Source organism: Corynebacterium sp. AOP40-4SA-5, assembly GCF_052377355.1.
Classification (GTDB): domain Bacteria; phylum Actinomycetota; class Actinomycetes; order Mycobacteriales; family Mycobacteriaceae; genus Corynebacterium.
Map to the genome: position 1 here is coordinate 26224 of NZ_JBQSWS010000024.1, position 23082 is coordinate 49305.

At 67.7% G+C, this 23082-nt stretch carries 30 protein-coding genes; 13 read left to right on the forward strand and 17 right to left on the reverse strand.

The genetic code is table 11. From position 1 onward, the window contains the following. The first annotated feature begins 100 nt into the window (after positions 1-100). The 4 genes from ACT3S3_RS12825 (at position 101) to ACT3S3_RS12840 (ending at position 2092) form a co-directional block, all read left to right on the forward strand. The gene (locus ACT3S3_RS12825; RefSeq protein ID WP_301443459.1) at positions 101-505 is read left to right on the forward strand and encodes a WhiB family transcriptional regulator; all 405 of its coding nucleotides are present in this window, start codon (positions 101-103) and stop codon (positions 503-505) included. 26 nt (positions 506-531) lie between these two features. Then, positions 532-684, forward strand: coding sequence for a DUF4177 domain-containing protein (locus ACT3S3_RS12830; RefSeq protein ID WP_301443460.1), 153 nt, complete (start codon positions 532-534; stop codon positions 682-684). Beyond that, entirely contained in the window at positions 684-1163 is a 480-nt protein-coding gene (locus ACT3S3_RS12835) for a RidA family protein (protein ID WP_444626880.1), read from the forward strand. The genes ACT3S3_RS12830 and ACT3S3_RS12835 overlap by 1 nt, the downstream gene beginning before the upstream one ends. 104 nt (positions 1164-1267) lie before the next feature. Beyond that, on the forward strand, positions 1268-2092 hold the full coding sequence (locus tag ACT3S3_RS12840) for an MBL fold metallo-hydrolase (RefSeq protein ID WP_301444189.1): 825 nt from the start codon (positions 1268-1270) through the stop codon (positions 2090-2092). A gap of 62 nt (positions 2093-2154) precedes the next feature. Here ACT3S3_RS12840 and ACT3S3_RS12845 read toward each other — a convergent pair whose 3' ends face one another. The 3 genes from ACT3S3_RS12845 to glxR all read right to left on the reverse strand — a co-directional run bounded on the left by ACT3S3_RS12845 (position 2155) and on the right by glxR (position 4564). Continuing rightward, entirely contained in the window at positions 2155-3135 is a 981-nt protein-coding gene (locus tag ACT3S3_RS12845) for a DMT family transporter (protein ID WP_444626882.1), read from the reverse strand. Continuing rightward, complete coding sequence (locus ACT3S3_RS12850) at positions 3132-3710, reverse strand: TetR/AcrR family transcriptional regulator (protein WP_444626884.1); 579 nt, start codon at positions 3708-3710, stop codon at positions 3132-3134. The genes ACT3S3_RS12845 and ACT3S3_RS12850 overlap by 4 nt, the downstream gene beginning before the upstream one ends. A gap of 170 nt (positions 3711-3880) precedes the next feature. Next, complete coding sequence (gene glxR / locus ACT3S3_RS12855; RefSeq protein ID WP_441579686.1) at positions 3881-4564, reverse strand: CRP-like cAMP-activated global transcriptional regulator GlxR; 684 nt, start codon at positions 4562-4564, stop codon at positions 3881-3883. Between the two features lie 237 nt (positions 4565-4801). Here glxR and nth point away from each other — a divergent pair, with 237 nt between their 5' ends. From nth to ACT3S3_RS12875, 4 genes are read left to right on the forward strand one after another with little or no spacing between them, the layout of a single operon-like run. After that, a complete protein-coding gene (gene nth, locus ACT3S3_RS12860) occupies positions 4802-5518 on the forward strand; it encodes an endonuclease III (RefSeq protein ID WP_301444226.1) in 717 nt (238 codons plus the stop codon). After that, positions 5515-6255, forward strand: coding sequence for a TlpA family protein disulfide reductase (locus tag ACT3S3_RS12865; RefSeq protein ID WP_444626886.1), 741 nt, complete (start codon positions 5515-5517; stop codon positions 6253-6255). Before nth ends, ACT3S3_RS12865 begins: the two co-directional genes overlap by 4 nt. After that, complete coding sequence (locus tag ACT3S3_RS12870) at positions 6252-7166, forward strand: NUDIX hydrolase (RefSeq protein ID WP_444626888.1); 915 nt, start codon at positions 6252-6254, stop codon at positions 7164-7166. Before ACT3S3_RS12865 ends, ACT3S3_RS12870 begins: the two co-directional genes overlap by 4 nt. Beyond that, on the forward strand, positions 7163-8359 hold the full coding sequence (locus tag ACT3S3_RS12875) for a MarP family serine protease (protein WP_301443374.1): 1197 nt from the start codon (positions 7163-7165) through the stop codon (positions 8357-8359). The genes ACT3S3_RS12870 and ACT3S3_RS12875 overlap by 4 nt, the downstream gene beginning before the upstream one ends. Here the strand turns inward: ACT3S3_RS12875 and ACT3S3_RS12880 are convergent. The 3 genes from ACT3S3_RS12880 to ACT3S3_RS12890 form a co-directional block, all read right to left on the reverse strand. Further along, positions 8352-9278 (reverse strand): alpha/beta fold hydrolase, encoded by a 927-nt coding sequence (locus tag ACT3S3_RS12880; RefSeq protein WP_441582527.1) that lies wholly within the window; start codon positions 9276-9278, stop codon positions 8352-8354. The two genes, ACT3S3_RS12875 and ACT3S3_RS12880, sit on opposite strands and share 8 nt — an antisense overlap. A gap of 35 nt (positions 9279-9313) precedes the next feature. Beyond that, positions 9314-9820, reverse strand: a complete 507-nt coding sequence (locus tag ACT3S3_RS12885) for a phage holin family protein (RefSeq protein ID WP_441582520.1) — start codon at positions 9818-9820, stop codon at positions 9314-9316. A 141-nt stretch (positions 9821-9961) separates the two neighbouring features. Next, on the reverse strand, positions 9962-10888 hold the full coding sequence (locus ACT3S3_RS12890; protein WP_301443376.1) for an HAD family hydrolase: 927 nt from the start codon (positions 10886-10888) through the stop codon (positions 9962-9964). Between the two features lie 186 nt (positions 10889-11074). Here ACT3S3_RS12890 and ACT3S3_RS12895 point away from each other — a divergent pair, with 186 nt between their 5' ends. From ACT3S3_RS12895 to ACT3S3_RS12915, 5 genes are all read left to right on the forward strand, one after another. Then, the gene (locus ACT3S3_RS12895) at positions 11075-12217 is read left to right on the forward strand and encodes a hypothetical protein (RefSeq protein ID WP_444626890.1); all 1143 of its coding nucleotides are present in this window, start codon (positions 11075-11077) and stop codon (positions 12215-12217) included. Positions 12218-12270: 53 nt separating this feature from the next. Next, positions 12271-13494 carry a CpaF family protein gene (locus tag ACT3S3_RS12900; protein ID WP_444626892.1) on the forward strand — a complete coding sequence of 408 codons (1224 nt, stop codon included), beginning with the start codon at positions 12271-12273 and terminating at the stop codon, positions 13492-13494. Continuing rightward, on the forward strand, positions 13403-14587 hold the full coding sequence (locus tag ACT3S3_RS12905) for a hypothetical protein (RefSeq protein WP_441582517.1): 1185 nt from the start codon (positions 13403-13405) through the stop codon (positions 14585-14587). The genes ACT3S3_RS12900 and ACT3S3_RS12905 overlap by 92 nt, the downstream gene beginning before the upstream one ends. Before the next feature lie 73 nt (positions 14588-14660). After that, the gene (locus tag ACT3S3_RS12910; RefSeq protein ID WP_444626894.1) at positions 14661-14873 is read left to right on the forward strand and encodes a hypothetical protein; all 213 of its coding nucleotides are present in this window, start codon (positions 14661-14663) and stop codon (positions 14871-14873) included. Further along, on the forward strand, positions 14870-16300 hold the full coding sequence (locus tag ACT3S3_RS12915; RefSeq protein WP_444626895.1) for a recombinase family protein: 1431 nt from the start codon (positions 14870-14872) through the stop codon (positions 16298-16300). The genes ACT3S3_RS12910 and ACT3S3_RS12915 overlap by 4 nt, the downstream gene beginning before the upstream one ends. 321 nt (positions 16301-16621) lie before the next feature. On the opposite strand, the gene ACT3S3_RS12920 is transcribed toward ACT3S3_RS12915, so the two are convergent. The 11 genes from ACT3S3_RS12920 to ACT3S3_RS12970 form a co-directional block, all read right to left on the reverse strand. Further along, positions 16622-17170, reverse strand: a complete 549-nt coding sequence (locus ACT3S3_RS12920) for a hypothetical protein (RefSeq protein ID WP_444626897.1) — start codon at positions 17168-17170, stop codon at positions 16622-16624. Between the two features lie 11 nt (positions 17171-17181). Further along, entirely contained in the window at positions 17182-17577 is a 396-nt protein-coding gene (locus ACT3S3_RS12925; protein WP_444626898.1) for a DUF2190 domain-containing protein, read from the reverse strand. 18 nt (positions 17578-17595) lie between these two features. Further along, on the reverse strand, positions 17596-18498 hold the full coding sequence (locus ACT3S3_RS12930; protein ID WP_444626899.1) for a major capsid protein: 903 nt from the start codon (positions 18496-18498) through the stop codon (positions 17596-17598). A 310-nt stretch (positions 18499-18808) separates the two neighbouring features. Further along, the gene (locus ACT3S3_RS12935; protein WP_444626900.1) at positions 18809-19288 is read right to left on the reverse strand and encodes a hypothetical protein; all 480 of its coding nucleotides are present in this window, start codon (positions 19286-19288) and stop codon (positions 18809-18811) included. Then, positions 19285-19437 carry a hypothetical protein gene (locus ACT3S3_RS12940; RefSeq protein ID WP_444626901.1) on the reverse strand — a complete coding sequence of 51 codons (153 nt, stop codon included), beginning with the start codon at positions 19435-19437 and terminating at the stop codon, positions 19285-19287. Before ACT3S3_RS12940 ends, ACT3S3_RS12935 begins: the two co-directional genes overlap by 4 nt. Continuing rightward, positions 19418-19549 carry a hypothetical protein gene (locus tag ACT3S3_RS12945; RefSeq protein WP_444626902.1) on the reverse strand — a complete coding sequence of 44 codons (132 nt, stop codon included), beginning with the start codon at positions 19547-19549 and terminating at the stop codon, positions 19418-19420. The genes ACT3S3_RS12940 and ACT3S3_RS12945 overlap by 20 nt, the downstream gene beginning before the upstream one ends. Positions 19550-19685: 136 nt before the next feature. After that, complete coding sequence (locus tag ACT3S3_RS12950; protein ID WP_444626903.1) at positions 19686-19988, reverse strand: hypothetical protein; 303 nt, start codon at positions 19986-19988, stop codon at positions 19686-19688. A gap of 122 nt (positions 19989-20110) precedes the next feature. Beyond that, positions 20111-20866: a hypothetical protein gene (locus ACT3S3_RS12955; protein WP_444626904.1), complete on the reverse strand. Its 756-nt coding sequence runs from the start codon at positions 20864-20866 to the stop codon at positions 20111-20113. 111 nt (positions 20867-20977) lie between these two features. Further along, positions 20978-21232, reverse strand: coding sequence for a hypothetical protein (locus ACT3S3_RS12960; protein ID WP_444626905.1), 255 nt, complete (start codon positions 21230-21232; stop codon positions 20978-20980). Next, positions 21229-21462 carry a hypothetical protein gene (locus tag ACT3S3_RS12965; protein ID WP_444626906.1) on the reverse strand — a complete coding sequence of 78 codons (234 nt, stop codon included), beginning with the start codon at positions 21460-21462 and terminating at the stop codon, positions 21229-21231. The genes ACT3S3_RS12960 and ACT3S3_RS12965 overlap by 4 nt, the downstream gene beginning before the upstream one ends. 186 nt (positions 21463-21648) lie before the next feature. Then, positions 21649-22842 (reverse strand): hypothetical protein, encoded by a 1194-nt coding sequence (locus tag ACT3S3_RS12970; protein ID WP_444626907.1) that lies wholly within the window; start codon positions 22840-22842, stop codon positions 21649-21651. Positions 22843-23082: the final 240 nt, after the last annotated feature.

The following is a 23082-nucleotide window of genomic DNA, read 5'->3' on the forward strand; positions in this document are numbered from 1 at the left end:
ATACACTTACACCCAGTTTGCTGATGATCACTTCCGGGGTCAGATCTCCGGAGCCGGGGATCATCAACCCCCCGGCCACCATCCACAGCGGAAGGACATCATGACCGCTTCACTCCAACGCCCCGACACCTCCACCGACGTTGAGGCCGCCGCAGCCCCCGATGTTCGCAGCGGCAGCCAGGGTGTGCTGCACCGCACGGCCGGGCAGGTCACCACCCGCGAGTCCTTCAACAACCGTGGCGAATGGATCACCCAGGCGCACTGCCGCAACATCGACCCCGAGGAGCTGTTCGTCCGGGGGGCCGCGCAGCGCAAGGCCGTGGCCATCTGCCGCCACTGCCCGGTCGTGCTCCAGTGCCGTGCGGACGCCCTCGACAACGACGTGGAGTTCGGCGTGTGGGGCGGCATGACCGAGCGTCAGCGCCGTGCCCTGCTGCGCAAGCACCCCGAGGTCGAGAGCTGGGCCGACTTCTTCGCCGGCCAGCTCGAGGCGTCCCAGGCCTGAGCCGGGACATTTGTATACTCGTCGACATGACTCAATGGGAATACGTCACCGTTCCGCTCCTGACCCACGCCACCAAGCAGATCCTCGACAACTGGGGTGAGGACGGCTGGGAACTCGTCTCGGTCCTCCCCGGCCCGACCGGTGAGCAGCACGTCGCCTACCTGAAGCGGGAGAAGTAGTGCCGGTCGACGGGGGCCGCGTCTCCGCCCGGCTCGGTGAGCTCGGTCTCACCCTCCCCCCGGTCGCCGCGCCGGTCGCGGACTACGTGCCCGCCGTGCGCACCGGTGACCTCGTGTTCACCTCCGGCCAGCTGCCCTTCGTCGACGGCCGGTTGCCCGCGACCGGCTCCGTGGGTGCGGAGGATGCCGCGGTGTCCCCCGAGGACGCTGCGGCGTACGCCCGCACCGCCACGCTCAACGCCCTGGCCGCCGTCCACGACCTCGTCGGCATCGACAACGTCGTGCAGGTCGTCAAGGTCGTCGGCTTCGTCGCCTCGGCCGCCGGATTCGGCGGACAGCCCGCCGTCGTCAACGGTGCGTCCGAACTCCTCGGCGAGGTCTTCGGCGACGCCGGGGCGCACGCCCGCAGTGCCGTCGGCGTCGCCGAGCTCCCGCTGGGGAGCCCGGTCGAGGTCGAGCTCATCGTCCGCGTGGCCTGAGCCGTCCGCCCGTCCCGTCCCCGCCACCGTGGCCGCTTCCGGGACGGGTGGACCCACCCCCGCCCGGACTGACCGTGGGCGGTCCCCGCAGTAGGATCAGAGCCATGGAGCATCCCGCGTACAGCCAGTTGCGTTCCGTCACCCCTTCCACCGGAGTCGTCCTGTGCGACAACCCCAGCTACCAGGCATTGGAGGGCACGAACTCGTGGGTCATCCGGGCACCGGGTGACAGCCGGAGCGTGATCGTCGACCCCGGGCCGCAGGACGAGGGACACCTCAACGTCCTGCGCGCGAAGGCCACCGAGGGTGGCGCGGAGGTCGCACTGATCCTCCTCACCCACCACCACCCCGACCACGAGGACGGGGCCGCCCGCCTGCGCCAGCTGCTGGGGGCACCGGTGCGCGCCATCGACAAGCGCTACTGCATCGGCGGGGACGTCCTGGAGGACGGCGAGGTGATCCGGTTCGAGGGGCTGACCCCGTCGATCGAGGTCATCGCCACCCCGGGCCACACCGATGATTCGGTCTGCTTCGCCGTCCACACCGACGCCGGTGACACCGATGCCGACGTCGAGGCCATCATCACCGGTGACACCATCGCCGGACGGCACACCACCATGATCTCGGAAACCACCGGTGACCTGGGCGACTACCTGGAGACCCTGCGGCTGTTGATCCGTCGTGGGGCCGGGGTGCACATGCTGCCGGGCCATGGTCCGGACCGCGAGGACACCGCCGAGCTGGCGCAGAAGTACCTGGAGCGTCGGGAGTTCCGGCTCCAGCAGGTGACCGAGGCCGTGGCGAAGCTGGGGGACGAGGCCACCGTGGGCCAGATCGTCGACGAGATCTACACCGACGTCGACCCGGTGCTGCGTGACTCCGCCAAGCAGTCCACGCGTGTGGCGCTGCGCCACCTCGGCAAGCTGTAGGAGTCCCGGCGCCGGCCCGTGTCGCCGGATCACCCTTCCAGGCAGCGATTCGGCCCCTTTGCCTACCTGGAAGGGTGAGTATCTTCGGGCTCGGGCAACGGGGTGATGTCGCCGGTGCTCCCGGTGCCGTCGCTACGTTCATCGTCCCCGCTGTGCTGCGGGGCGAACGCGAGGATCAGCAGCACCAGGGCGATCAGTGCCAGGCCGACCCACCCCAGAGGGGCCAGGCGCTCGCCGACCACCGCCACGGCCAGCAGCGCGGCCACAGCAGGTTCCAGCAGCGTCACCGTCGTCGCCGTGCTCGGGGCGAGTGCGGTCAGTCCGTAACCGAACAGGACGTAGCCGAGGAACATCGGCACCACCGCGATGTACGCCGACACCGCCACGTTGTTCCACGAGTCCAGGATCGGCGCACCCGTCAGCAGCAGGACCGGGATCAGCAGTGTGCCGCCGACACCGAACACCGAGCCCATCGCCGCGCCGCGTCCCGCCCCGACGACCATGAGCCGAAACGCCGCCCACGCGTAGACGGCGTAGGACACCCCGGCGACCAGGCCCAGCACGATGCCGGCGAGCATCGCGCCCGAGTCGGAGTCGCCGGAGTCCCGCTCACCGGACGCGACACTGATCAACACCGCGCCGGTCACGCCCAGTGCGGCGGCGGACGCCCACCACGGCCCCAGCCGTGCCCCGCCGGTGAACTTCTCGATGAGTCCGGCCGCCAGCGGTGCCGAGGCCAGGGAGATCACCGTGCCGACCGCCACACCTGACAGGTGCATCGAGCTGTAGAACGCCAGGGGGTAGGTGAACACCGCCACGCCGCCGAGCAGGACGGTGCGTCGGTGCGTCCGGAGCAGGGCTCGTTGCCGCCGTAGCTCGGGGACGGCGATGAGCGCCTGGAGGAGTCCACCGACGCCGAGTGACACCGCGCCGATGGCGAGTGGTCCGACGTCGCCGGCGAAGGTGGCCGCCGTGCCGGTGGTTCCCCACAGCACCGCGGTCACCGTGACCGCCAGCAGGGCGGGGAGTCGCGGGGACGTCATGCGGCGAGCGCCCTGATGATCTCGCGGGCGTGGTGCAGGTGGGTGGTGGTTCCGTCGAGTCCGGACCGGCTCATCGCGCCCTCGAGGAGGAAGGAGATGTGCAGGGCCGTGGCTCGGTCGCTGGCTCGGTCGCTGGCTCGGTCGCCGGAACCCAGGGCGGTGGCGACGATGTCCTCGACCTCCTGCTTGTGCCGGGCGACCTGGGCGCGCGGGGCCGAGCCGAGGGGGAACTCCGCGGCGCTGTTGAGCAGGCCGCACCCGCGGAAGTGCGTGCCGTCGGCCTCGGCGTGGTCGATGTAGGCGTCGACCACGGCGAGGACCTGCTCGGCCGGGGTGCTGCCGGCGGCGCGGAGCCGTGCCTGGTGCAGGTCGAGCCACTGGTGGTGCCGGCGTTCGATGAAGGCGGCGATGAGCTCGTCCTTGGAGGCGAAGTTGTTGTACAGGCTCTTGCGGGCGACGCCGGCGTGCTCGACGACGGCGTCGATGCCGGTGGCGGCGATACCGCGCTCGTAGAACAGGGTGGTGGCGCTGGTGAGGATGCGTTCACGTGCCGGTCGGCGGCGGGTCTCGGCCACGGGGTGTCCTCCTGCGCGGGGGCCTGGGTCGGGCCTGGGTCGGGTGCTGGGCGGTCCAGTTAAGTAGCCAGATCAGTCTACCTACTCCGGCGGGCGCAGAAAAACGCAGGGCCCGCAGGCCGCTGCGTTGGACGAGGAGGGGGTGAGAAAGGGGAGGGGTGGCGAAGGCGCTAGCGCGCGCGCTTGGCCAGCCGCTCCGTATCGGAGATCAGCACGGACTTGCCCTCCAGGCGGATCCAGCCACGGTGGGCGAACTCCGCCAGGGCCTTGTTCACCGTCTCGCGCGAGGCGCCGACGAGCTGGGCGATCTCCTCCTGCGTGAGGTCGTGGTGGACGCGCAGCGCGCCGCCCTCCTGCACACCGAAACGGTTCGCCAGCTGCAGCAGCGCCTTGGCCACGCGCCCGGGAACGTCGGTGAAGATCAGGTCGGCCAGGGTGTTGTTCGTGCGGCGCAGACGTCGGGCCAGCACGCGCAGCAGCTGCTCGGAGATCTCCGGGTGGTCGGAGATCCAGTCGTGCAGCATCTGGGAGTCCATGGTGGCCGCGGTCATCTCGGTGACGCAGACGGCCGCGGAGGTACGCGGGCCCGGGTCGAAGATGGACAGCTCGCCGAACATGTCGGACGGTCCCATGATCGTCAGCAGGTTCTCGCGCCCGTCGGGGGCGTGGCGTGCGAGCTTCACCTTGCCGTTGATGATGATGTAGAGGCGGTCGCCCGGTTCACCTTCGTCGAAGATGGTGGTTCCGCGCGGGTAGGTCACCGACTCCAACTGCTCGATGAGTGCGTTGACCGCTGTGGCCTCGACACCCTGGAAAATTCCGGCGCGAGACAGGATCTCAGGTACTTCACCCATTACTCGTCTGACTCCTGGTCTTGGTACTGTTCGTCTGCTGTTCGGTCGAAAGCTGGCGGTGCCGGCGATGCTGTGGCCGTGGTGACGGATCGGTCACACAGGCCCCCGAAAAGGGTCACTCCACACAATACAGCCTGGGGGGCGTGTTCTGTGGAACGCCGGGGGAATCATCGTGGCACGGGCGGTGATGTTTCGTGTCGGGTCCATGTCCGTCGGCGGGGTTAGACTGTCTCCACCATGGTCACAACCTCTGCATCCCGTTCTGATTCCCGCGCCACCCACCGGACCGGTACGACCGGCACGTCCGGCTCGTCGCTGGCGTTGACGCGCCGGACCCGCTGGGTCAACCGGACGTTGGCGGGGGAGTACCCGGACGCGCACTGCGAGCTCGACTACACCACGCCGTTGGAGCTGCTCGTCGCCACCGTTCTGTCGGCGCAGTGCACGGACAAGCGGGTCAACCAGGTGACCCCGGGGCTCTTCCGGGAGTTTCCGGACGCCGCGGCGTACGCCGGCGCCGACCGTGAGCGCCTGGAGGAGGTCATCCGTCCGACGGGGTTCTTCCGCAACAAGGCGTCCAGTCTCATCGGCCTGGGTGCGGCGTTGTGCTCCGACCACGGCGGCGAGGTGCCCGGTTCGATGGAGGAGCTGGTGGCGCTGCCGGGGGTGGGCCGTAAGACGGCGAACGTGGTGCTGGGCAATGCGTTCGGTGTGCCGGGTTTCCCGGTGGACACGCACGTCGGCCGGGTGCTGCGTCGGCTGGGGCTGACCACGCAGACGGACGCGGTCGCGGTGGAGCGTGAGATCACCGCGAGGGTGGAGAAGAAGGAGTGGACGATGTTCTCCCACCGCCTGATCTTCCACGGTCGGCAGGTGTGCCACTCGAGGCGTCCGGCCTGCGGGCAGTGCGTCCTGGCGGCGAAGTGCCCCTCGCGTGAGGACGGTACGAGGTGACGCGCGGGGAGGACGCAAGGCCGTCGGACGCGCGTCTGCGCGGCATCCTGCTGGCGGTCGTGGTCGTCGTCGGCCTGGCGGTCGCCGCGGTGCCGATGGTGATCTCCCTGACCGGAGGGGACGGGGCCCAGAACGCGCAGGACGCGCCGGGCGCGGCGGCGTCGGCCTCGCAGTCGCCGGCGGAGCCGTCCGGTGAGGCGACCGGCGAGCCGGACCCGGACGGGACGTCCTACGACGTGCCGGAGGCCCAGCGCGTCGCCTGCCCGTCGCCGGAGGCCGGGGCGCAGGACGCTGAGGTCGCTGAGGACGCCGAGCTCGCCGACGTCGTCCTGCCGTGTCTGACCGACGGAGGTGGGCAGTCGAGCGCGTCCGTCGCCGAGATGCTGTCGGGCAGGCCCACGCTGGTCAACGTGTGGGCGTGGTGGTGCGGGCCGTGCCGCCAGGAGCTACCCGTCCTGCAGGAGGTCGCCGAGAAGCACCCGGAGTGGAACATCGTCGGGGTGCACTCCAACGAGCGCGGCCAGGCAGGTGTGGACCTGCTCAACGACCTGGACGTGCGTTTCGCCAGTTTCCAGGACTCCACCGGGCAGGTCGCGGCCGCGGCGTCGTTGCCGGCGGTGGTGCCGTTGTCGGTGGTCTACGGTGCCGACGGTTCCCGCCAGGAGCTGCATCCCGGGGAGTTGATCTCCGTGGAGCAGGTGGAGGACCTCATGGCACGTAGTATGGGGAACTCATGAGCCGACCCACCGAACCCGAGCGTGACAACGCCGGGGAGTACTCACTGCAGGACTGGCTGGAGTCTGCGCGGACCCAGCCTGCACTGCCGGACGACCTCCCGGACTGGGTCCGTCGTCTCGCCGAGGTCACGGCCCCGGGCGCTGACCCGGATGCCGGGGAGAGCGGCATCGGCGCGATCTTCAACGAGCCGGCACGTACCGTCCCCGAACTCGGGCCGGACGGCACCCCGCCGCGCTACTCGGCGGTGCTGGTGCTGCTGGGCGATGGTGACGGCGGGGAGCACTCGGGGGAGACGACCGTCCTGTTGACGCACCGCAACCCGCGCATGCGCACGCACTCCGGGCAGATCGCCTTCCCCGGCGGCCGTCGGGAGGCGCAGGACGCCGACCCGGTCGCCACCGCGGTGCGCGAGGCGGTCGAGGAGACCGCGCTGGACCCGACGTCGGTGGTGCCGGTGAGCGTGATGGCGCCGCTGTACATCGACCGGACGAACCACGCCGTGATCCCGGTCGTCGCCTGGTGGCGTACCCCGGGGCCGGTGCACCCGGCCACGCAGGAGTCCGACTGGGTCCGGGCCTTCCCCGTCGCCCGGTTGGCCGACCCCGCCAACCGCCGCCGTATCGGCTTCCTGAGCTGGCACGGCCCCGCCTTCGACGTCGACGGGTACCTCCTGTGGGGGTTCACCGGCGGGGTGGTGGACGCCCTGCTCACCATCGCCGGCTGGGAGCGGCCCTGGGAGGAACCCTGGGCCGACGGTGAGCCGGCGGCCGTGGCGGACCTCTTCGCGGCGCTGGAGGCCTCCCGCAACGGGGAGAACCTCGCCGCCGAGGCGCTCGGCGACCGGCTCGACGGGGAGTTGGAGAACGACAGGACACACGACAGCACACACGACAGGAAGGAAAGCCGATGAGCGGTTCGGTCATCGTCGACGTCGCCCTGGGCGTCGTCGCCGTCTTCGCCCTGATGTCGGGGTGGCGGCAGGGCGGCTGTTCGGCGGTGCTGTCGCTGGCCGGCGTGCTCGGTGGTGGTGTCCTGGGCCTGCGGATCCTGCCGTGGGTGATGGGGTACGTCGACGGCGACACCCAGCGTTTCCTCGTCGCCCTGGCGGTCGTCGCCGGGTCCGTGGTCATCGGCTACACCATCGGTTCGGTGATCGGCGGGCGTCTGCGTGACCTGATCCGTACCCGCGCCGTGCTGCGGGTCGACTCGGTGGTCGGTGCGCTGGTCCAGGTCGTCACGACCGTCGTGGTCGTGTGGCTGATCGTGGTGCCCGTGGCCGGCAACAACTCCGGGGACCTGGGCAAGGCGGTGCGTGGATCCTCGATCCTGTCCGGGGTGAGCAAACTCGCCCCGTCGTGGCTGGAGGCGTTGCCGCAGCAGACGGCGTCGTTCTTCAGCGACTCCGGTTTCCCGGTCATCACCGACCCCTTCGACGAGGTGCCCTCCGCCGAGGTCGCGGCCCCGGACTCCGCGCTGTCGGACGATCCGGTCGTCGCCGAGGCCCGCCCGTCGCTGGTGCGGGTGCTCGGTGAGGCCGAGCAGTGCAGCCGGATCCTGCAGGGCTCGGGCTTCGCGATCGAACCGGACCTGGTGATGACCAACGCCCACGTGGTGGCAGGCACCGGCCGGGTGGCCCTGGAGACCGTCGACGGCGACGCCGAGGGCGAGGTCGTCTACTACAACCCGTCGCAGGACATCGCCCTGATCCGCACCACCGACGGCACCACGATTCCCACCCTCGACTGGGCGGACCAGCCCGCCGCACAGAACGACGACGCGATCGTCATGGGCTTCCCCCTCGGCGGGCCGTTCCAGGCCACCCCGGCACGCGTGCGGGAGATGTTCACGGTCTCCGGGCCCGACATCTACGCCGACGCACGGGTCGACCGTGAGGCGTACACACTGCGCGGCACCGTGGTGCAGGGCAACTCCGGCGGACCGCTGGTGGACACCGAGGGCAACGTGCTCGGCCTGGTGTTCGGCGCGGCGGTCGGGGACTCCGACACCGGCTACGCCCTGACGAAGAACGAGGTGCTCTCCCACGTCGGCGACACCGCGTCCTACCGCTCGCCGGTGGACACCCAGGAGTGCGTGGTCAGCTGAGTGGCTCGGCGTCGCGGATGATCGCCGCGACGGAGGGGGCGTCCTCGATGTGGGGGAAGTGGCCGACACCGTAGAGCAGCTCGGCGGAGGAGCCGTCGGCACCACGCGTGGCGGAGCGCCGGGCGATACGCGGGGAGTAGGCGGGGTCCATCGACCCGTCCACGCACACCGCGGGAGCCTCCGTGCGGGCCGGGAAGGTCCGGTTGAAGTCGCCGCCCTCCGGGCGCAGCCGGCTACGCAGCGTCCACCGCCGGTATTCGCAGGACAGGTGGGCGACCTTGTCGATCTGCATCGCCTCGCGGCGAAGTTCCTCGTGCTCCCGGCAGGTTGCGGTGTCCCGGAAACCGGGGGCGACCTGCTGACGGAAGGACTGGGCGACCGCCTCCGAGCCGTTGCGGCGCAGGGCGCGTTCCGGCAGGCGGGGCAGCTGGGCGTAGAGCGAGGCGCGCACCCGCGGCCACTGTGAGACCGGGTGCAGCAGGACGGACCGGGCGAGCACCAGGGGGTGCGCGGAGGAGAGGGTGACGATGCCGCGCACGCGGCGCGGCTCGTGGGCGGCCATCGTCCAGGCGATGAGCCCGCCTTCGCCGTGGCCGACGACCAGGGCGTCGGTGTGGCCGAGGGCGCGGATCGTGCCGCACATGTCGGAGGCGGCGGTGGTGAGGTCGTAGCCGCGCGGAGTCTTGTCGGAACGACCGTATCCGCGCAGGTCGACGGCGGCGACGCGCACCGGCGGGGAGGGGTTCCCGGCGTCGGTGGTGCCACAGAGTTCGGGCATCAGTTCACGCCAGTCGAAGTGCCCTCCACCGAAACCGTGGATGAGCAGTACCAGGGGCGCGTCGGGGGGACCCTGCACCAGGACGTGCAGGCGGATGCCGCGGGTGTGGACGTACTTGTGGGCGGCGTCGGCGCTGCTCATGGCGTTGGAAGAGGGTCCGGTCAAAGCCGGACGGTCTAGGTGTACAGCCCGTTGTCGGCGGACTCGTTCTTCTGCCCGCTGGGGACCACGGACTTCAGTTCGTTGACCGAAGCGATCGTGGCCTGGGGTTTCTTGACGCCCTTGACGAACTTCACGCCGAGCAGGGCGAGCAGGGCGACGAGCACGACCATGATGCCGAAGACGATGAGGAAGGCCGACCAGCGCGGCAGCCAGTTGTCGAGCAGCTCGGCGAGGAAGAAGAAGAAGAAGAACGAGCTGTAGGCCAGCACCACACCGGCGGCACCGAACATGGCGACGGCGATGCCGGCCTTCTTCGCGCTGGCGGAGATCTCCGTCTTGGCGAGCTCGACCTCGGAACGGATCAGGGAGGACACCTGGGCGGTGGCGTCCTTGACGAGGTCGGCGATGCTGCCGCCACGGCCGGCGGCCTGGGCGTCCGCGTCGGACAGCGGGATGGAGTTGACCTTGGGGTTGAAGCTGTCCTGGTCAGTGAACAGGCCGTTGCTGTTCTTGTCGCTCACTACGCACTCTCCTGGGTGATGGTCCGGTTCGAAAATCCCGGTTCGGTGATCCTACGGTGATCCTACCGTGTCGGTTCTCCACGCTATTGTGCCAGAGCCGCCCGGATGGTGAGGCAGAAGCCGCACTCTAGTGGGTCGGGGTCACTCGTCCTCGCGTCCGCGCAGCCACACCAGGAGCCCTGCGGCGACGGTGCCGACGAGGGCTACGGCGGCGGACGTGCCGGCGATGGCGCCGGTGTGTTCCGGGAGGGTGAACAGCGGCTCGGCGCGTCCGAAGCGGGCGATCGGCCACTCGCGGGTCGTGGCCTCGCGGCGCAGCGCGCGGTCCGGGTTCACCGCGGTGGGGTGGCCGACGGCCTCCAGCAGCGGGAGGTCGGTGGCGGAGTCGGTATAGGCGTAGCTGGCGGTGAGGTCGTAGCCCCCGGCGTCGCAGAGCTCGCGGAGCCCCTCGACCTTGGCAGGGCCCTTGCAGAAGAAGGGGACCTCGCCGGTGAACAGGCCGTCGTCGTCGACGGCGAGTTCGGTGGCGATGAGGTGGTCGGCGCCGAGTTCGTCGGCGATGGGCGACACCAGCACGCGGGCGGAGGCGGTGATGATGGCGACCTTGTGGCCGAGTTCGTGGTGGCGGGCGATCAGGTCGCGGGCCTCGGCGTAGATGACCGGGACGATCACGTCCTGCAGGGCACCGTGGGCGACGTCGGCGAGGTCGTCGCTGCTGCGGCCGCGGACCATGGCGACGAGGGTGTCGCGGGTGGTGTTCAGGGAGTTGTCGTCGTGTCCGCTGATCATGTAGTTGCCGAGCATCATCAGCATGCGCAGCATGTCGGAGGTGCTGATCAGTCCGCGGTCGGCCAGCGGCTTGCGGTAGGCCATGGACGCCGAGGTGTCGATGATCGTCTTGTCCAGGTCGAAGACGGCCAGGACGTGCGAGGGGTCGACGCCGGGGTCGGTGGCGATGGCCCTGCTGAGGTCGGCGACGGGCGTGGCCGGGGCGTCGGGTGTCCCGTTGGTGGTGTGGGAGGCGGTGGTGCCGTCCGGCTCGCGTGGTTCTCCCTGCGGCGTAGTCACACCTACACCATACGTTCCAGGAGCCTCATTCGTTACCTTGAGTATCATTCATTCCTTTCCCCGCGAACGTTGTCCACAGGGGGTGGGGACAGTTTCGCGAAACCGCCACGGAAGTTATCCACAGGAACCTGCCGTCTCGCCGGTCCCTCTTCCACTGTGGTGGCCCTGCTGTCACTATCTACCGCCATGAGGGGAACACGAGGTGTCAGGGGAGTGGCCGGGAAGTTCACCGGTGGTGCACGTTCGGCGGCGCGGCTGGGTTCAGGGCCGGGGTCAGCTTCGGGGCCGGCTTCGGGACCGGCTCCGGTCCTGCTGCGGTTGGCGGACCCGGGCCTCGTCGACGAGGTGGCGATGGTCGTCGCGGCGACGGGGCGGCGTCTCGTCGGTGAGGACGAGGCCGCCGGGCTCCCACGGCTCGTCGTCGTCACCGACTCGACGGAGGTACCAGGTGCACTCGGTGGGGAACCGCAGGACGCCTCGGCGTCGGTGCGCACCATCCGGGTGACCGGCATGCCGTTCACGCAGGACGGCGACGGTGACGGGGTGGCCGGTGACGGGATGTCTGCATTGCAGATCCCGGAGGCCGTCGGGGAACTGGCGGCGACGATCGGGAGCCACGACCTCGTCGACATCGCCGTCGCCGGCATCGTCGGCGGGGCGGGGACCAGCGTCTTCGCCGCCGCGCTCGCCGGTGCCCTCGCCGCCGGGGCGACGACGTCCGGTGGGGCGGGCGGGGCCGGTCAGGCGCTTCTGGTGGACGAGGACCCGCTGTCGCGGCCCGGGCAGCTGCGGCTGCTCCTCGGGGCGGAGGACGACTCGGACGACTCGGACGACTCAGGTGACCCAGGTGCCCCGGTCGGGGCCGGTGCGGCAACGGTGAGATGGGTGCAGGACGTCGGGATCCTCGAGGCCGACAACGGCGGTGCCGAAGCCTCCGAAGGTTCCGAAGGTTCAAAGGGAGCCGGTGCAAGGGCGGTGGCCCACCCGTCCCGTCCGGTGGTCCGTGACTGCGGACGCCGCGACCTGGTCGCCGTCGGCGGTGACGTGACCGCGCGCGTGCTCGTCGTCCCGCAGTCGGTGCCCGCCGTGCTGGCCGCACGCCGTGCCCTGCAGGACGCCGACGGCGTCCACGTGGTGCTGCGTGAACTACCGCGCTCCGGGTTGACGTGGAACCAGACCCTGAGCCTGCTCGGCAGGGCACCGGCGGTGACCTGGGAGGACGACCCCTTCCTCACCGTCGACGTGGACCGCGGAGACTTCCGCACCACCGGCAGCGGCGCCGGGACCGCCGGGCCTGCGGCCCTGCGTCTGCTCGAGGCACTGCGATGACCGGGCGGCTGACGGGGCGGCTGACGGGGCGGACAAGACTGACCAGGCAGAGCATGGCGGGGAAGAGCGCGGAGATTCCGGGGCAGGACAGCCCGCCGAGCCTCGTCGACCGGGTCCGCGACGGGCTGGTGGACCGTGCGGTGGACAGGCCGACCCAGGCCGACATCGCCGGGGTGGTCGGCGCCCTGGACGACGCCACCGGCGCCGGCGTCGAGCAGGTCCGTACCCTGACCCGCGAGTTCTCCGGGTTGGGTGAGCTCGCCGTGCCGCTGTGCGACCCGCAGGTCACCGACGTGCTGATCAACGGTCCCGGTCCGGTGTGGGTGGACCGCGGACACGGGGTCGAACCCACCCACCTGCACGTCGGCGACGCGCAGACCTGCCGGCGCATCGCCGTGCGCCTCGCGGCGGCCTGCGGTGTGCGGCTGGACGACTCGCGTCCCTTCGCCGACGGCATCCTCACCGACCTGCCACCCGGCGTCGTCGCTGGCGGGGTGCGTGTGCATGCGGTGCTCGACCCGCCGGCCGCCTCAGGGGCGTGCGTGAGCCTGCGGGCACTGTCGCGCGGGCACGGTGACCTGGCGGCGTTGCAGCGCACCGGGATGTTCCCGGACGAGGTCGCCGCACGGTTGCGCGAGCTCATCGCCGCCCGACGGTCCTTCCTGGTCAGTGGTGGCACCGGGGCAGGCAAGACCACCCTGCTGGCGGCGTTGCTGCACGAGGTGCCGGCAGGCGAACGCCTCCTGCTCGTGGAGGACACCCCGGAACTGGTGCCGGAGCATCCGCACGTCGTGGGACTGCGCACCCGCGACGCCGGCGCGGACGGTGCCGGCGGGGTGGACATGCGCATGCTCGTGCGCCAGAGCCTGCGCATGCGCCCGGACCGCATCGTCGTCGGCGAGATCAGGGGAGCCGAGATCGCGGAGCTGCTGTTGGCGTTCAACACCGGCCACGGGGCAGCGCGGGCACGGTGCACGCCAACGGTCTGGCGGCGGTACCGGGCCGGCTCACCGCACTGGGAGCGCTCGCGGGGATGCCCGCGGAGACCGTCGCCCGGCAGGTCGGTGACGGGGTGGACACGGTCGTGCACCTGTCCCGCGTCGCGGGACGGCGCCAGGTCAGTCAGATCGGACGCCTCAGCGGCGACGACGGACGGCTCCGGGTCGACACCTGCTGGGACCGCACATGGTGACGGCGCTGGCACTGGCCGGCACCGGCGCGGCGGTGACGTTCACCGGCAAGAGGGTGGTGACGGCGGCGGTGGCCCTGTCGCGTGACCGGACCAGGATCAGGGAGTACCGCGACTTCACCGACGCCTTCGCCGTGGAACTACTCGTCGGCGCCCGGCCGGTGGACGCCGCCGAACAGGCCCTCACCACCGGACACGGGATCACCGCGGTCGTCGGACGCGAGGTCCACCGCATCCGCCTCGGGGCCGGGATCGGTACCGGCCCCAGTGCCGACACCGGTACTGACAGCGGGACTGGCACCGGTACCAACGGCGGCCCGGCCGAACTGCAGGTCCTGCTACGGATGTGGGCGGTCGCCGAGCGACACGGGCTGGCTCTGGGGTCGTTGATGCAACGGTGCGTCGAGGACCTCGACGCCCGGCTCACCCACCTCGGGCACACCTCCAGCGCCCTGGCCGGGGCACGGATGACCGAGGTCATCCTGCTCCTGCTCCCGCTCGGGGCACTCGGGATCGGGCAGTCGATGGGGCTGGCCCCGGTGGCGTTCCTGGTGGGCGACGTACTCGGTGTCCTGGTGCTGCTGGCGGGCACCCTCCTGGCCAGCGCCGGGGTGCTGTGGGTGGAGTCGTTGACGGTCACGGTGCTCGGCGGTGTCGGCGGGCGCGCCGGGCCCGGTGCCAGGGCAGGGGCCTCAGGGGGCTTGCGCATCCCAGGGGTCTCAGCGGCACCGGGTGTCGGCGCGCTCGTCGCCGCGCGGGTGCTCGACGTCTTCGCCGCGGCGATCCTCGCCGGACTGCCCGTGGCAGGGGCGTGGACGGCGGCGGTGCGGGCAGGCGTCCCGGGACAACTCGAGCTCACCGACCCCGTCGTGGGGGATCTGCTCCGGGTGTCCGCCCTGCTTGAACTGGGCGCGGGGGCGACCGCGTGGCACCACCTGGCGGCGGATCCGAACTTCGGCCCGGTAGCCCGTCGGGCGGCGTCCCAGGTGCGCAACGGTGGGCGGATGGCCGGTGAGGTGACCGCCCAGGCCGACCGACTGCGTCGACGGGCCGAGGACGCGGCCAGGGCAGGGTCCGAGCGGGTGCTCGTGGCCGTCGCCGCGCCGCTGACGTTGTGTTTCCTCCCCGCGTTCGTCCTGGTGGGTCTCATCCCGCTGGTCGTCGGCTTCGCCGGGGTGTGAGGAGGGGACACGGTCCACGTCACGAGGGCGAGGAAAAGAAATCACATGCAGGAACAACAGGAAGGACAGGAACATGACCACCAGGGGGAACACCATGGAATCCAACGGGGAGGACGATCAGTTCATCGGCTGGGAGGCGGACACCGGAGAGAACGCGGACACCGGGGACACCGGACAGGAGGCGGGGAACGAGGAGGTGATGCGCTGGTTCGGCGGTGACGACCAGGGGATGAGCACGATCGAATATTCACGATGTCAAGTAGAACTGCTAAAGTTTTTGCCATGACCTACCTGAACTACTGCCGAATCAGCCGCGACCTGCAAGGCGAAGGCGCGGGCGTGCGCTCGCAACAGGCCGCGTGCCAGGCACTCGCAGACGCTAACGGTTGGGAAGTGGCACAGACCTACACCGACAATGACGTGTCAGCGTTCAGCGGGAAGCAACGCCCCGCATGGGAACAGATGCTCCAACGCGTCAAAGACGGCGGCATAGACGGCGTGATCTGCTGGCACGTGGACCGCCTCTACCGGCGACCCGTGGACCTAGAACGGCTCGTAGACCTCGTGGAGGAAACAGGGGTGATGATCCACACCGTCAAGGCCGGGGATATTGACCTGAACACCGCCATGGGGCGGATGATGGCGCGTATCATCGCAGCGACGGCAGCGCACGAGGTGGACCACCAGATCGAACGGCAGAAAGCGTCCCACGCGTTCCGGGCGGAATCTGGGAAGTGGCGCGGCGGCCCCCCACCAGCCGGGTACAAGTCCGGGGACCATAAGGGCGAGATCGTCATAGACGACACCTACGCCCCCTACGTGCGCCTAGCGGTCCAGATGGTGCTGGAGGGCCGGTCACTCATGTCCATCGCTAAGCGGTTTAACGAGGACAGCCTACCGACCCGTGCCTACGGGCGTGGTAAGGCGGAGCGGTGGACGGCACGCGGTGTGAGGGCGGCAGTGATGAACCCCGCTATCGCCGGTCTGTCTAAGCATCACGGTGAGATCGTCGGCACCGGGCAGTGGGAACCGTTGGTGCATGAGGACGATTGGCGGGCGGCGGTGCAGATCCTCTCCGACCCAGCCAGGCGCACCCACGCGGGATCGGAGAAGAAGTTTCAGGGCACCGGACTGTACCTATGCGGCAGGTGCGGGCACAAGATGGGGTCAGCTAAGGGGAAGACGCGTCAGGCGGTCTCTGACGGCACGACAGACCGCGTGTACGCCTGCAAGCATTGCCACCGTTGTTCGCGGCGTATGGTGCCTGTCGATGAGGTTGTGGACGCGGTTGTGCTCGGGGTGTTGAACGATCCCCGCAACAGGCTTGCGATTGTGGACCGGGACCGGGGGGACGACGAGGACGATATGGGGTCTTTGCTGAACCGGTATAACGCGCTTGTGGGGAAGAAGAACGGGCTGGGCGCGTTGTTCGCGGATGGGGTGTTGGATGCGGGGCAGGTGCGGGCGGCGACTGAGGAACTGCGGGTGCAGATTGAGGCGGCGGCGGGTGAGCTGGCGCGGGCGCGTCGGCGGTCTCCTGCTGCGGATCTGGTGCTGGCGGATGGTGCGCTGGAGGATCGTTGGCGGGCGTTGCCTGCTGAGGTGCGGGGGCAGGTCATTGACGAGCTTATGACCGTCACTATCCTCCCGGCGAAGCGGGGGAAGTTCGATCCGTCGAAGATCCAGATTGAGTGGAAGACACCCCCGGTGTAGTGGACGCTCCACGCGGGCTAGGACGGGACTCACCGCAGACCTCCGGCAGGTGTCCCAATTTGGGACGCCCTACGCGGGAGAGGGTGGACCCTTCCGAGATGTAGTCATTGACTACACCTGACATGCGCTCCACGCGGGCAGGGATGGGAGGCTCACCAGGAATCAGGGTGTAACAATGTTACAGCGTGCCCCACGCGGGCGAGGACGGGAGGGACGCAGGTGCTAGAAATCTAACACCTGCCACGGACGCGGCACGCTACGGCGGTACTGCAAGTAGTCGGAGGCACCACATACGGTGATGCCCCCTGCTAACGGCAGTGCCTAGCGCACCCAACCAGACGCACGCGGCGACTCATCCACCGTCAGACCGTGCCCGATCTCGACCATGTGGGCGACCGGGCGGCGACGAAGCTGGCGGACAGTGTTCGAGGGGTCTTCCTCATACGATGCCAGCAGACGCTCTCGGTCAGCGGCCTGAGCGCGGCCAGCGCGGATGAACTGATCCACCACAGCCTCAGCCTCCAGGCGACCCTCCTGCCTCCGGGCGTTCAGCCCCAGCCGGATTGACTGCTGCATGTCCTCCCACGCGGCGGCATCGATGGTGACACCACCGTCACGGGAAGCCTTCACCTCGGTCGGGTCGGCGGGGGCCTGCTCCGGCTCCTCCTGGCCCTCCTCCTCGGTGAGCTTCTGTGCGGCCTCCACAACCTCGTCGGGGGTCGCATCGGCATCCAGGCTGAGTGCCTCTGTGAGGGCCTCAAACTGCTCGGCGGTGAACTCCACCGGGGTAGCGTCCTCCGCGCCGTCAGCGGGCTTCTCAGCGGGCTTCTCAGCGCCCTCATCGGCAGCGAACTTAACGAACGTAGCCATACGGCCCCCTCCTATCGGTTCAGGGACACCAGCGCGTCAGCACCAGTGACCACAGTGTTGAACGAGTAGCCAACCACCACGGCACCCTCGGTAGCCTTGACAGCCTTGCCTCCGGCACCCACGGCGATCTCGTCCCCGGCAGTGATAGCGCCGCCAGCCGTCACAGTGATGACTCGGGACGAGCCACGGGCCACACCGACCTTCTCGCCAGCGTCAGCGTCGTACTTGACGACACCAACGGTGTTGTTGCCGGTGGCGGCGGGCTTCACGGACAGCAGACCCTCTGCGGTCATATCGCCAGCGATAGCGGCGAAGGTCTTGCCGACCACGGCAGCGTTAGCCTGGGCGGTGATGTCGGAACCGTCGTTGTAACGATCCCGTGCGGTGTTATTAAATCCAACAGTCATGTTGAGATCCTTTCTAGATTAGGACTGAGTGCCGCGAATAACGGCAACGGCGGACGGCAGGGTGACACCCATCACGGGCATGGCGTAGGCCTGAACCCAGTGGAGTCGGTGCTCCGGGTCATCCCACGTGCGGACGGTCAGCGGCTCCTCGTATGCCACGAAGCCCATCTGCTTAGGATCGACCAGGTAAGCGTCGCCAGCGGCAACGTAGTTGCTGGTGAGCATGTCCAGGCCGTAGTCGGACAGCAGGGTACCCAGGGTCGCGCCGTAGGTGTTGCGCAGGTGGGCAGCGTTCTCGGGCGAGACAACGAGCTTGCTGTACTCAACGCCGAGATCCTGCCTCTGAGCATGGGCGATAGCGGTACCGAAGTCGGACCCCGGCAGCTGGCGCGGATCGGTCTTGGAAGCCTCCGGGCCGACAGCCAGGGTGGTGTTCCACGCGGCAGCGGCCTGAAGCTCCAGAACGTCCTCGGAGCCAGTCACAGCCGCATCGATGGTCTCCATAGCACGCTTGTTGAGTCGGCGGGTAATGGCGTTCGACAGGGTGGTGATCTCGTTGTCGAAGATAACCGCACTGTTACGGCGGCGGGCTTCCTCGGTGATGGACACCTTGCCGCCGAAATCCTGCACCTTAGCGAGTTCGAGCGGGGGCGGGGTGGAGTACACCTGGGCGTACTCGTCGCCCGGCGCACGGTCAGCAATATCAGCATCGGGGTACAGGTACTTCTCGGTGATCTTGGAGTAGATAACCGCGCCGCCTTGCACAGTCGGCCCACCGGGTGCGAACAGGGTATCAACCAGAACGTTGCCGGAGATCAGGTCAGCGACCCGCTCCTCGATAACGGCGGGGTTGGACAGGGCAGCATCAACGGACAGGGTGCCGTCATTGAGATCGACAGCGCCAGGATAAAGACCGGACATTCTAAAACTCCTTCTTAGAGTTGGAATTGGAATCGTACTGGACATCTCGTTCAAGATACCCAACAAGCCACGCGCCCAAAGATTCAATTGAATCGTAGACGGGGACATTAACGCCCTCCGGCAGAGTGCCGGGGGCGAGCGTATAACCTACCGGGTGTGTGGTAGGTCTGTTGGCCCAGTTTTGGGCGATTGGCGCATTAGCAAAGACCTCGCTAAGCGACACAGTGACTCGTGTAGTCATTGCGATTTTTCCTTTCTGTGTGCCTTTCTTTTGGTCACCTCCCGGCGAGCAGACAAGGCAGTAGAATGATTACGTGGAATAAAGGTCGCGGAGATCAGTCAGCGAAGATACGGCAGGCCACCGCTCCCCTAGCAGCGCCACGGCCTCCACAACGAACGGCCAAGTGGTCCCGTTGTCGCGGTAATCCAACTGCGCTTCGATGGACCGCTGCGGGTACGTCTCAGGCAGGACGTGGGACAACCAGCCGGGGATGTCGGTGAAGTCACCAACCAGCGTGTCCCCATCGTCTGCGACACGCAGGTTCACAACACGGCCAACAGCCGGTGCATCATCGCCTTGCAGCGTTCCCTCGTGCCCCAGCTTCAGCGACGGTGAGGGGAGGTGCGCGGATGCGTCCACCGCTGCGGCGAGATCCTCACGGGTCAGCGTTACTTCCCCGCCCATAGCGGCCCAGGTGCCTACCTTGACCAGCTCGATGCCTACGTAGCCGCCTCTGCGGAACCTGACCGGCTCCGAATACCACGTTGCTCCAGGTAGAACCCAGCTCAATTTGTCTCCTTGTTGTCGATGTATGCCTTGGCTTTGCCCGGGCTGTTGAAGATCTTTACGTCCGCGCTGTCGTGGCTGCGGATGATCGTCCGCCCGCCCGGTTGCCATCGCATCGTGTAGCCCCGGTAATCAGTCGTTGTCGGCTGCATTGCCCCCCTCCTTCCACGCCTCATAGCGCTTCCACTGCTCGTAGGACTCCACAGCGTCCGCGAGAGCGTTGGCTACCTCCAACGCGTCCTCAACGGTGAGTAGATGTGTCACGGCCCCGGACTGCACCATCACGGGTGTGCCGTGCGAGTTGTCCGCGACCTTCACCCATAGGGTTGCGGGGTATACCTCGTTGCCGCCCTGGGCAGCAGAACGGTGCCGTCGGACAGGCGTGCGGATCTTGAACGGGCTATAGGTGCTCTGCATCATCACTTTCCAGGTAGAGTTCGCGTGCGTCGGCGGCGAGGTCCAGAGCCTCGGCCAGCGCCCGGCCCTCCTCGACGGTCAGCCTCAGCCGCAGGTTGCCGTTAACCGTGAGCGACAAGTCGTAGCCTCGTGGATCTTCACGGTCGGCAAGTGATGAAACTTTCACCACGGAATCGCGGGGAATCCATGATCTGTTCGGCTTGTATTTGAAGAACATGCTGTCCACGATCATTTGCCACGATACGGCGGTTGGTGCTTTGCAACGGAATAAGCCATTAACGGCCATTTTGTTTCCTTTCAAGATGGTGCCCGGAATTGGGCAGAATTAAAGGCCGCACCCGGCGAATAGGGGCACGGCCTTGAAAAACGATCTAATATCTACACTAGCAGGTAGGGTGACACGCCTAATTACGCTGCGATCTTTCTAACGTCGGACAGCAATACCCATTCACCGAATGTGCTGAGAAGGCCTTTCGACTTCCAGCGTTGGATCGTCCGCTTCGACCTACCAACAATTACGGCGGCCTCGGACGGTGGCACCCAAACCTGGCCCACGACTGGGAATACGGCGTGGGAGACGGCCCGGACAGTGAGCACCCAGCCCTCAATAAAGCGTATGAGATCCTCGTCCTCTGCGATCTTGTCCGCGATCTCGGACAGGGCGATTGCGAGGTTGGCGACACGGGGGACACTTCGGTATCCACCGGCACGCCAAGCCGCGAGCATCGCACCCACAGACTGCGGCACGGGGAGGCCATCGGCCATGACAAGGCGGTGCCACCGGGCCGGCAGCATGTGCTGGCACTCCCACCACAGGTGCGCGACCAGCTCCGCCTCATGCCGTGCGTGATCGAGGGTGATCTCATTAGGCTCGCCACGCTTATCGAGGAAGCGGGACTCGAACTCGTACACCACCTCGACGGTCTCAGCCAGAATACGTTGCACGCCGTAAGCTAACGTGCCTGCCGGGAAGGTGACCTGAACCTCGGGGAAATCCGGTGCGACGGCGGTGAGCTGCTGCGGCACCTCACACCACGGGGACGGCCCCTCTTCGATCTGGCGGCGTAGGCTAGCTCTGTGCATCGACAGGCGTGCTCGACACTCCTGCTGATGAAGCAAGGAATCGCGGCGAATACGCTGGTGGGAACGGAAATCGGTTGTCATGTGGAAGTGTCCTTTCGGGGTAAAGGTGTTTCATATCGTGAGACTCCAGATCCCACGGAGAGAGAGAAGCGAGACTGCGGGGGGGCGGTGCCGAGTCGCGGACCCATAGCCCTAGATATTTCCGGGGGTGGGGGTCTGGATCATCTGCTGCGCGGTCTCGGCTGCGTCTACGATCTCGTCGGCTAGGGCGTGGGCCTGTGCGACGGTGAGTAGGTATTCACGGCTTCCACGCCGGACGAGGATGCCTAGTTCGTGCGTCTCGCCGGGTAGCCACGGGCGGATCGTGAGGGCGGACTCCTCAAACTGTTCGTCGCCCTTCTGTCGTGTGCGTGCTACGCAGGGCACGCGTGCGGTGAGTGGGTTCACGGGCGGTCCTCGGCGGCGGTAATGAGGGCTTCTGCGAGCTGCATAGCCTGTTCCACGTTCAACGTGTGTCGTGCAGCGGATGTGTGGACGTAGACGCTTCGCGGGTTGTCGTCGCGGTCGGTGTCGATGCTGTAGACGGTCGCGTGGTCATTGTGGAAGCGGCCACGTGCGTCGCGGGTCGTGAGTGGGATCTCGGTGAGGTTGTCTCGGATGTCTCGGCGGTTGGTCATGTGTAGTCCTGTCTGTAGGATGTGTATGTGTATGTGTATGTGTGTGTGTTGGTGTGGTTGGTGTGTGGTTAGCTCATGTGGCTCCTGCTGGGTTGCGGGGTGGTGTGGTGGGTGTGTGGACCCCTTGGGCGGTTGAGTCGCTCAGAGACCCCTTACAGCGCCGTTATGGGCATGTCTGGTCTGTGCCTAGAACGGGCAGTCGGCGTTGACGGCGTCACGGTCGCGGATGATCCTCTCGGCGCACTCGTCGGGGTTGGGGTGCTCGCCCATCCTCCCGGCCTCGTGGGCGCGGTGGATCTCCTCGTCTGTGATGCCGGCCTTCTGGAGCGTCGATAGGGCGGACAGGCACCGGGCCATGCCGGGGCGGGGGTTGGTGGTGAATAGGGCGCTGAAGCGCAGCGGGGTCATAGCGGTCTCCTCCTCGGCGTGGTCTTCTACGATCTCGGCATCAATGACAGGGGCAGGTGTTTCATCTGCGACAGGTGCGGTGTCGGCGGGGCCATCCCCAGCCAGGAACTCCTCGAAGCTCTGTGAGGGCCTAGAGGGCCTAGAGGAGTCGTGGGTCTCGCTCCAGTCACGGACGAACCCCTTAAACGCAGCGACCCAGTTCTTAGATGTCGAGCACCCCTTGGCTGAACTGAACTCGTCAAGCATGGAGTCGTAGTCCTCCCCGTTGCGGTCGCAGTGTTGGCTGAAGTCCCATCGCTTTTCTTTCTCTACGACGGCGGTGAAGTGATCGAAGTCTGTGGGTTCTTCGGTCGTGTGGTTGGGGGTACCCTCAAATCTTGTTTGAGGTTTAGTATTATTAGCCAGGGGACTTGCCAGGGGACTGCCAGGGGGTAGGTCACCGTATTCCGGTGTATGCGTTACACCGTATTCCGGTGTATGCGTTACACCGTATTCCGGTGTATGCGTTGTGGCATTCAGGTCATCGGGTGCAGGATTTGCACCTACGCGTACACCGCATTCCGGTGTATGCGTTGAGGGGAGCGACAACGCCCACACAGCGTTGTGAGCCTTAGACCGTTCGACGGCAGCACCGCCCAACCCCTGCGAAACAAGGACGAGGAACCCCGCATCACGCAACGCGCCAGTCCCGGTGTATGCGTTGTTCCGCTGCGCTCTCTCGGCAATACCGGCGAACCCCGCGTGCTCTGCAAGCATCACAGCCCCTCCTGTGAACGTGCCCCTGCGGTGATTGTCCGTCGTCTCTGTCCAGGAAAGCTGGTGTAGTGCTATCGCGATTCGGACGGCGGTGGCGTTGAATCGCTTGCCGGTTGCGCCTTTGTGCGCTAGCACTGCTGCGATCCAGCCGTCTCGTGCCTTGCGGTAATCGGTCCCGGACATGCCGGGCTTACTGAGTAGGTCGGTCGTCGTCATTGCGTCCCCCAAGGACTAGGTCGATGTACTTTGCGAGATCTCGGAGATCGTCGTCGTTGAACATGAGGTTTCGGCTGGTGCCCTCTATGCCGATCCGGTGCACGCGCTTGTTGTGGCGTGTCGAGTACCAGCTCTGCGTGGTGATCTTCACCGTGCGGCCTCCTCGGTCTTTGACCGCTCCAGGACGGCCACGGCGGTGTTGTAGGCGGCCCATTCGCGTTGTGACGCTCCAGGGCGGTC

Excerpts from the sequence above, each read along its gene's own strand:
- ACT3S3_RS12825 (WP_301443459.1), top strand. The coding sequence starts at position 101 with ATGACCGCTTCACTCCAACGCCCCGACACCTCCACCGACGTTGAGGCC.
- ACT3S3_RS12830 (WP_301443460.1), top strand. The coding sequence starts at position 532 with ATGACTCAATGGGAATACGTCACCGTTCCGCTCCTGACCCACGCCACC.
- ACT3S3_RS12840 (WP_301444189.1), top strand. The coding sequence starts at position 1,268 with ATGGAGCATCCCGCGTACAGCCAGTTGCGTTCCGTCACCCCTTCCACC.
- ACT3S3_RS12845 (WP_444626882.1), bottom strand. The coding sequence starts at position 3,135 with ATGACGTCCCCGCGACTCCCCGCCCTGCTGGCGGTCACGGTGACCGCG.
- glxR (WP_441579686.1), bottom strand. The coding sequence starts at position 4,564 with ATGGGTGAAGTACCTGAGATCCTGTCTCGCGCCGGAATTTTCCAGGGT.
- nth (WP_301444226.1), top strand. The coding sequence starts at position 4,802 with ATGGTCACAACCTCTGCATCCCGTTCTGATTCCCGCGCCACCCACCGG.
- ACT3S3_RS12870 (WP_444626888.1), top strand. The coding sequence starts at position 6,252 with ATGAGCCGACCCACCGAACCCGAGCGTGACAACGCCGGGGAGTACTCA.
- ACT3S3_RS12875 (WP_301443374.1), top strand. The coding sequence starts at position 7,163 with ATGAGCGGTTCGGTCATCGTCGACGTCGCCCTGGGCGTCGTCGCCGTC.
- ACT3S3_RS12880 (WP_441582527.1), bottom strand. The coding sequence starts at position 9,278 with ATGAGCAGCGCCGACGCCGCCCACAAGTACGTCCACACCCGCGGCATC.
- ACT3S3_RS12895 (WP_444626890.1), top strand. The coding sequence starts at position 11,075 with ATGAGGGGAACACGAGGTGTCAGGGGAGTGGCCGGGAAGTTCACCGGT.
- ACT3S3_RS12900 (WP_444626892.1), top strand. The coding sequence starts at position 12,271 with ATGGCGGGGAAGAGCGCGGAGATTCCGGGGCAGGACAGCCCGCCGAGC.
- ACT3S3_RS12905 (WP_441582517.1), top strand. The coding sequence starts at position 13,403 with ATGGTGACGGCGCTGGCACTGGCCGGCACCGGCGCGGCGGTGACGTTC.
- ACT3S3_RS12910 (WP_444626894.1), top strand. The coding sequence starts at position 14,661 with ATGACCACCAGGGGGAACACCATGGAATCCAACGGGGAGGACGATCAG.
- ACT3S3_RS12915 (WP_444626895.1), top strand. The coding sequence starts at position 14,870 with ATGACCTACCTGAACTACTGCCGAATCAGCCGCGACCTGCAAGGCGAA.
- ACT3S3_RS12920 (WP_444626897.1), bottom strand. The coding sequence starts at position 17,170 with ATGGCTACGTTCGTTAAGTTCGCTGCCGATGAGGGCGCTGAGAAGCCC.
- ACT3S3_RS12925 (WP_444626898.1), bottom strand. The coding sequence starts at position 17,577 with ATGACTGTTGGATTTAATAACACCGCACGGGATCGTTACAACGACGGT.
- ACT3S3_RS12930 (WP_444626899.1), bottom strand. The coding sequence starts at position 18,498 with ATGTCCGGTCTTTATCCTGGCGCTGTCGATCTCAATGACGGCACCCTG.
- ACT3S3_RS12940 (WP_444626901.1), bottom strand. The coding sequence starts at position 19,437 with ATGCAGCCGACAACGACTGATTACCGGGGCTACACGATGCGATGGCAA.
- ACT3S3_RS12950 (WP_444626903.1), bottom strand. The coding sequence starts at position 19,988 with ATGGCCGTTAATGGCTTATTCCGTTGCAAAGCACCAACCGCCGTATCG.
- ACT3S3_RS12955 (WP_444626904.1), bottom strand. The coding sequence starts at position 20,866 with ATGACAACCGATTTCCGTTCCCACCAGCGTATTCGCCGCGATTCCTTG.
- ACT3S3_RS12965 (WP_444626906.1), bottom strand. The coding sequence starts at position 21,462 with ATGACCAACCGCCGAGACATCCGAGACAACCTCACCGAGATCCCACTC.
- ACT3S3_RS12970 (WP_444626907.1), bottom strand. The coding sequence starts at position 22,842 with ATGACGACGACCGACCTACTCAGTAAGCCCGGCATGTCCGGGACCGAT.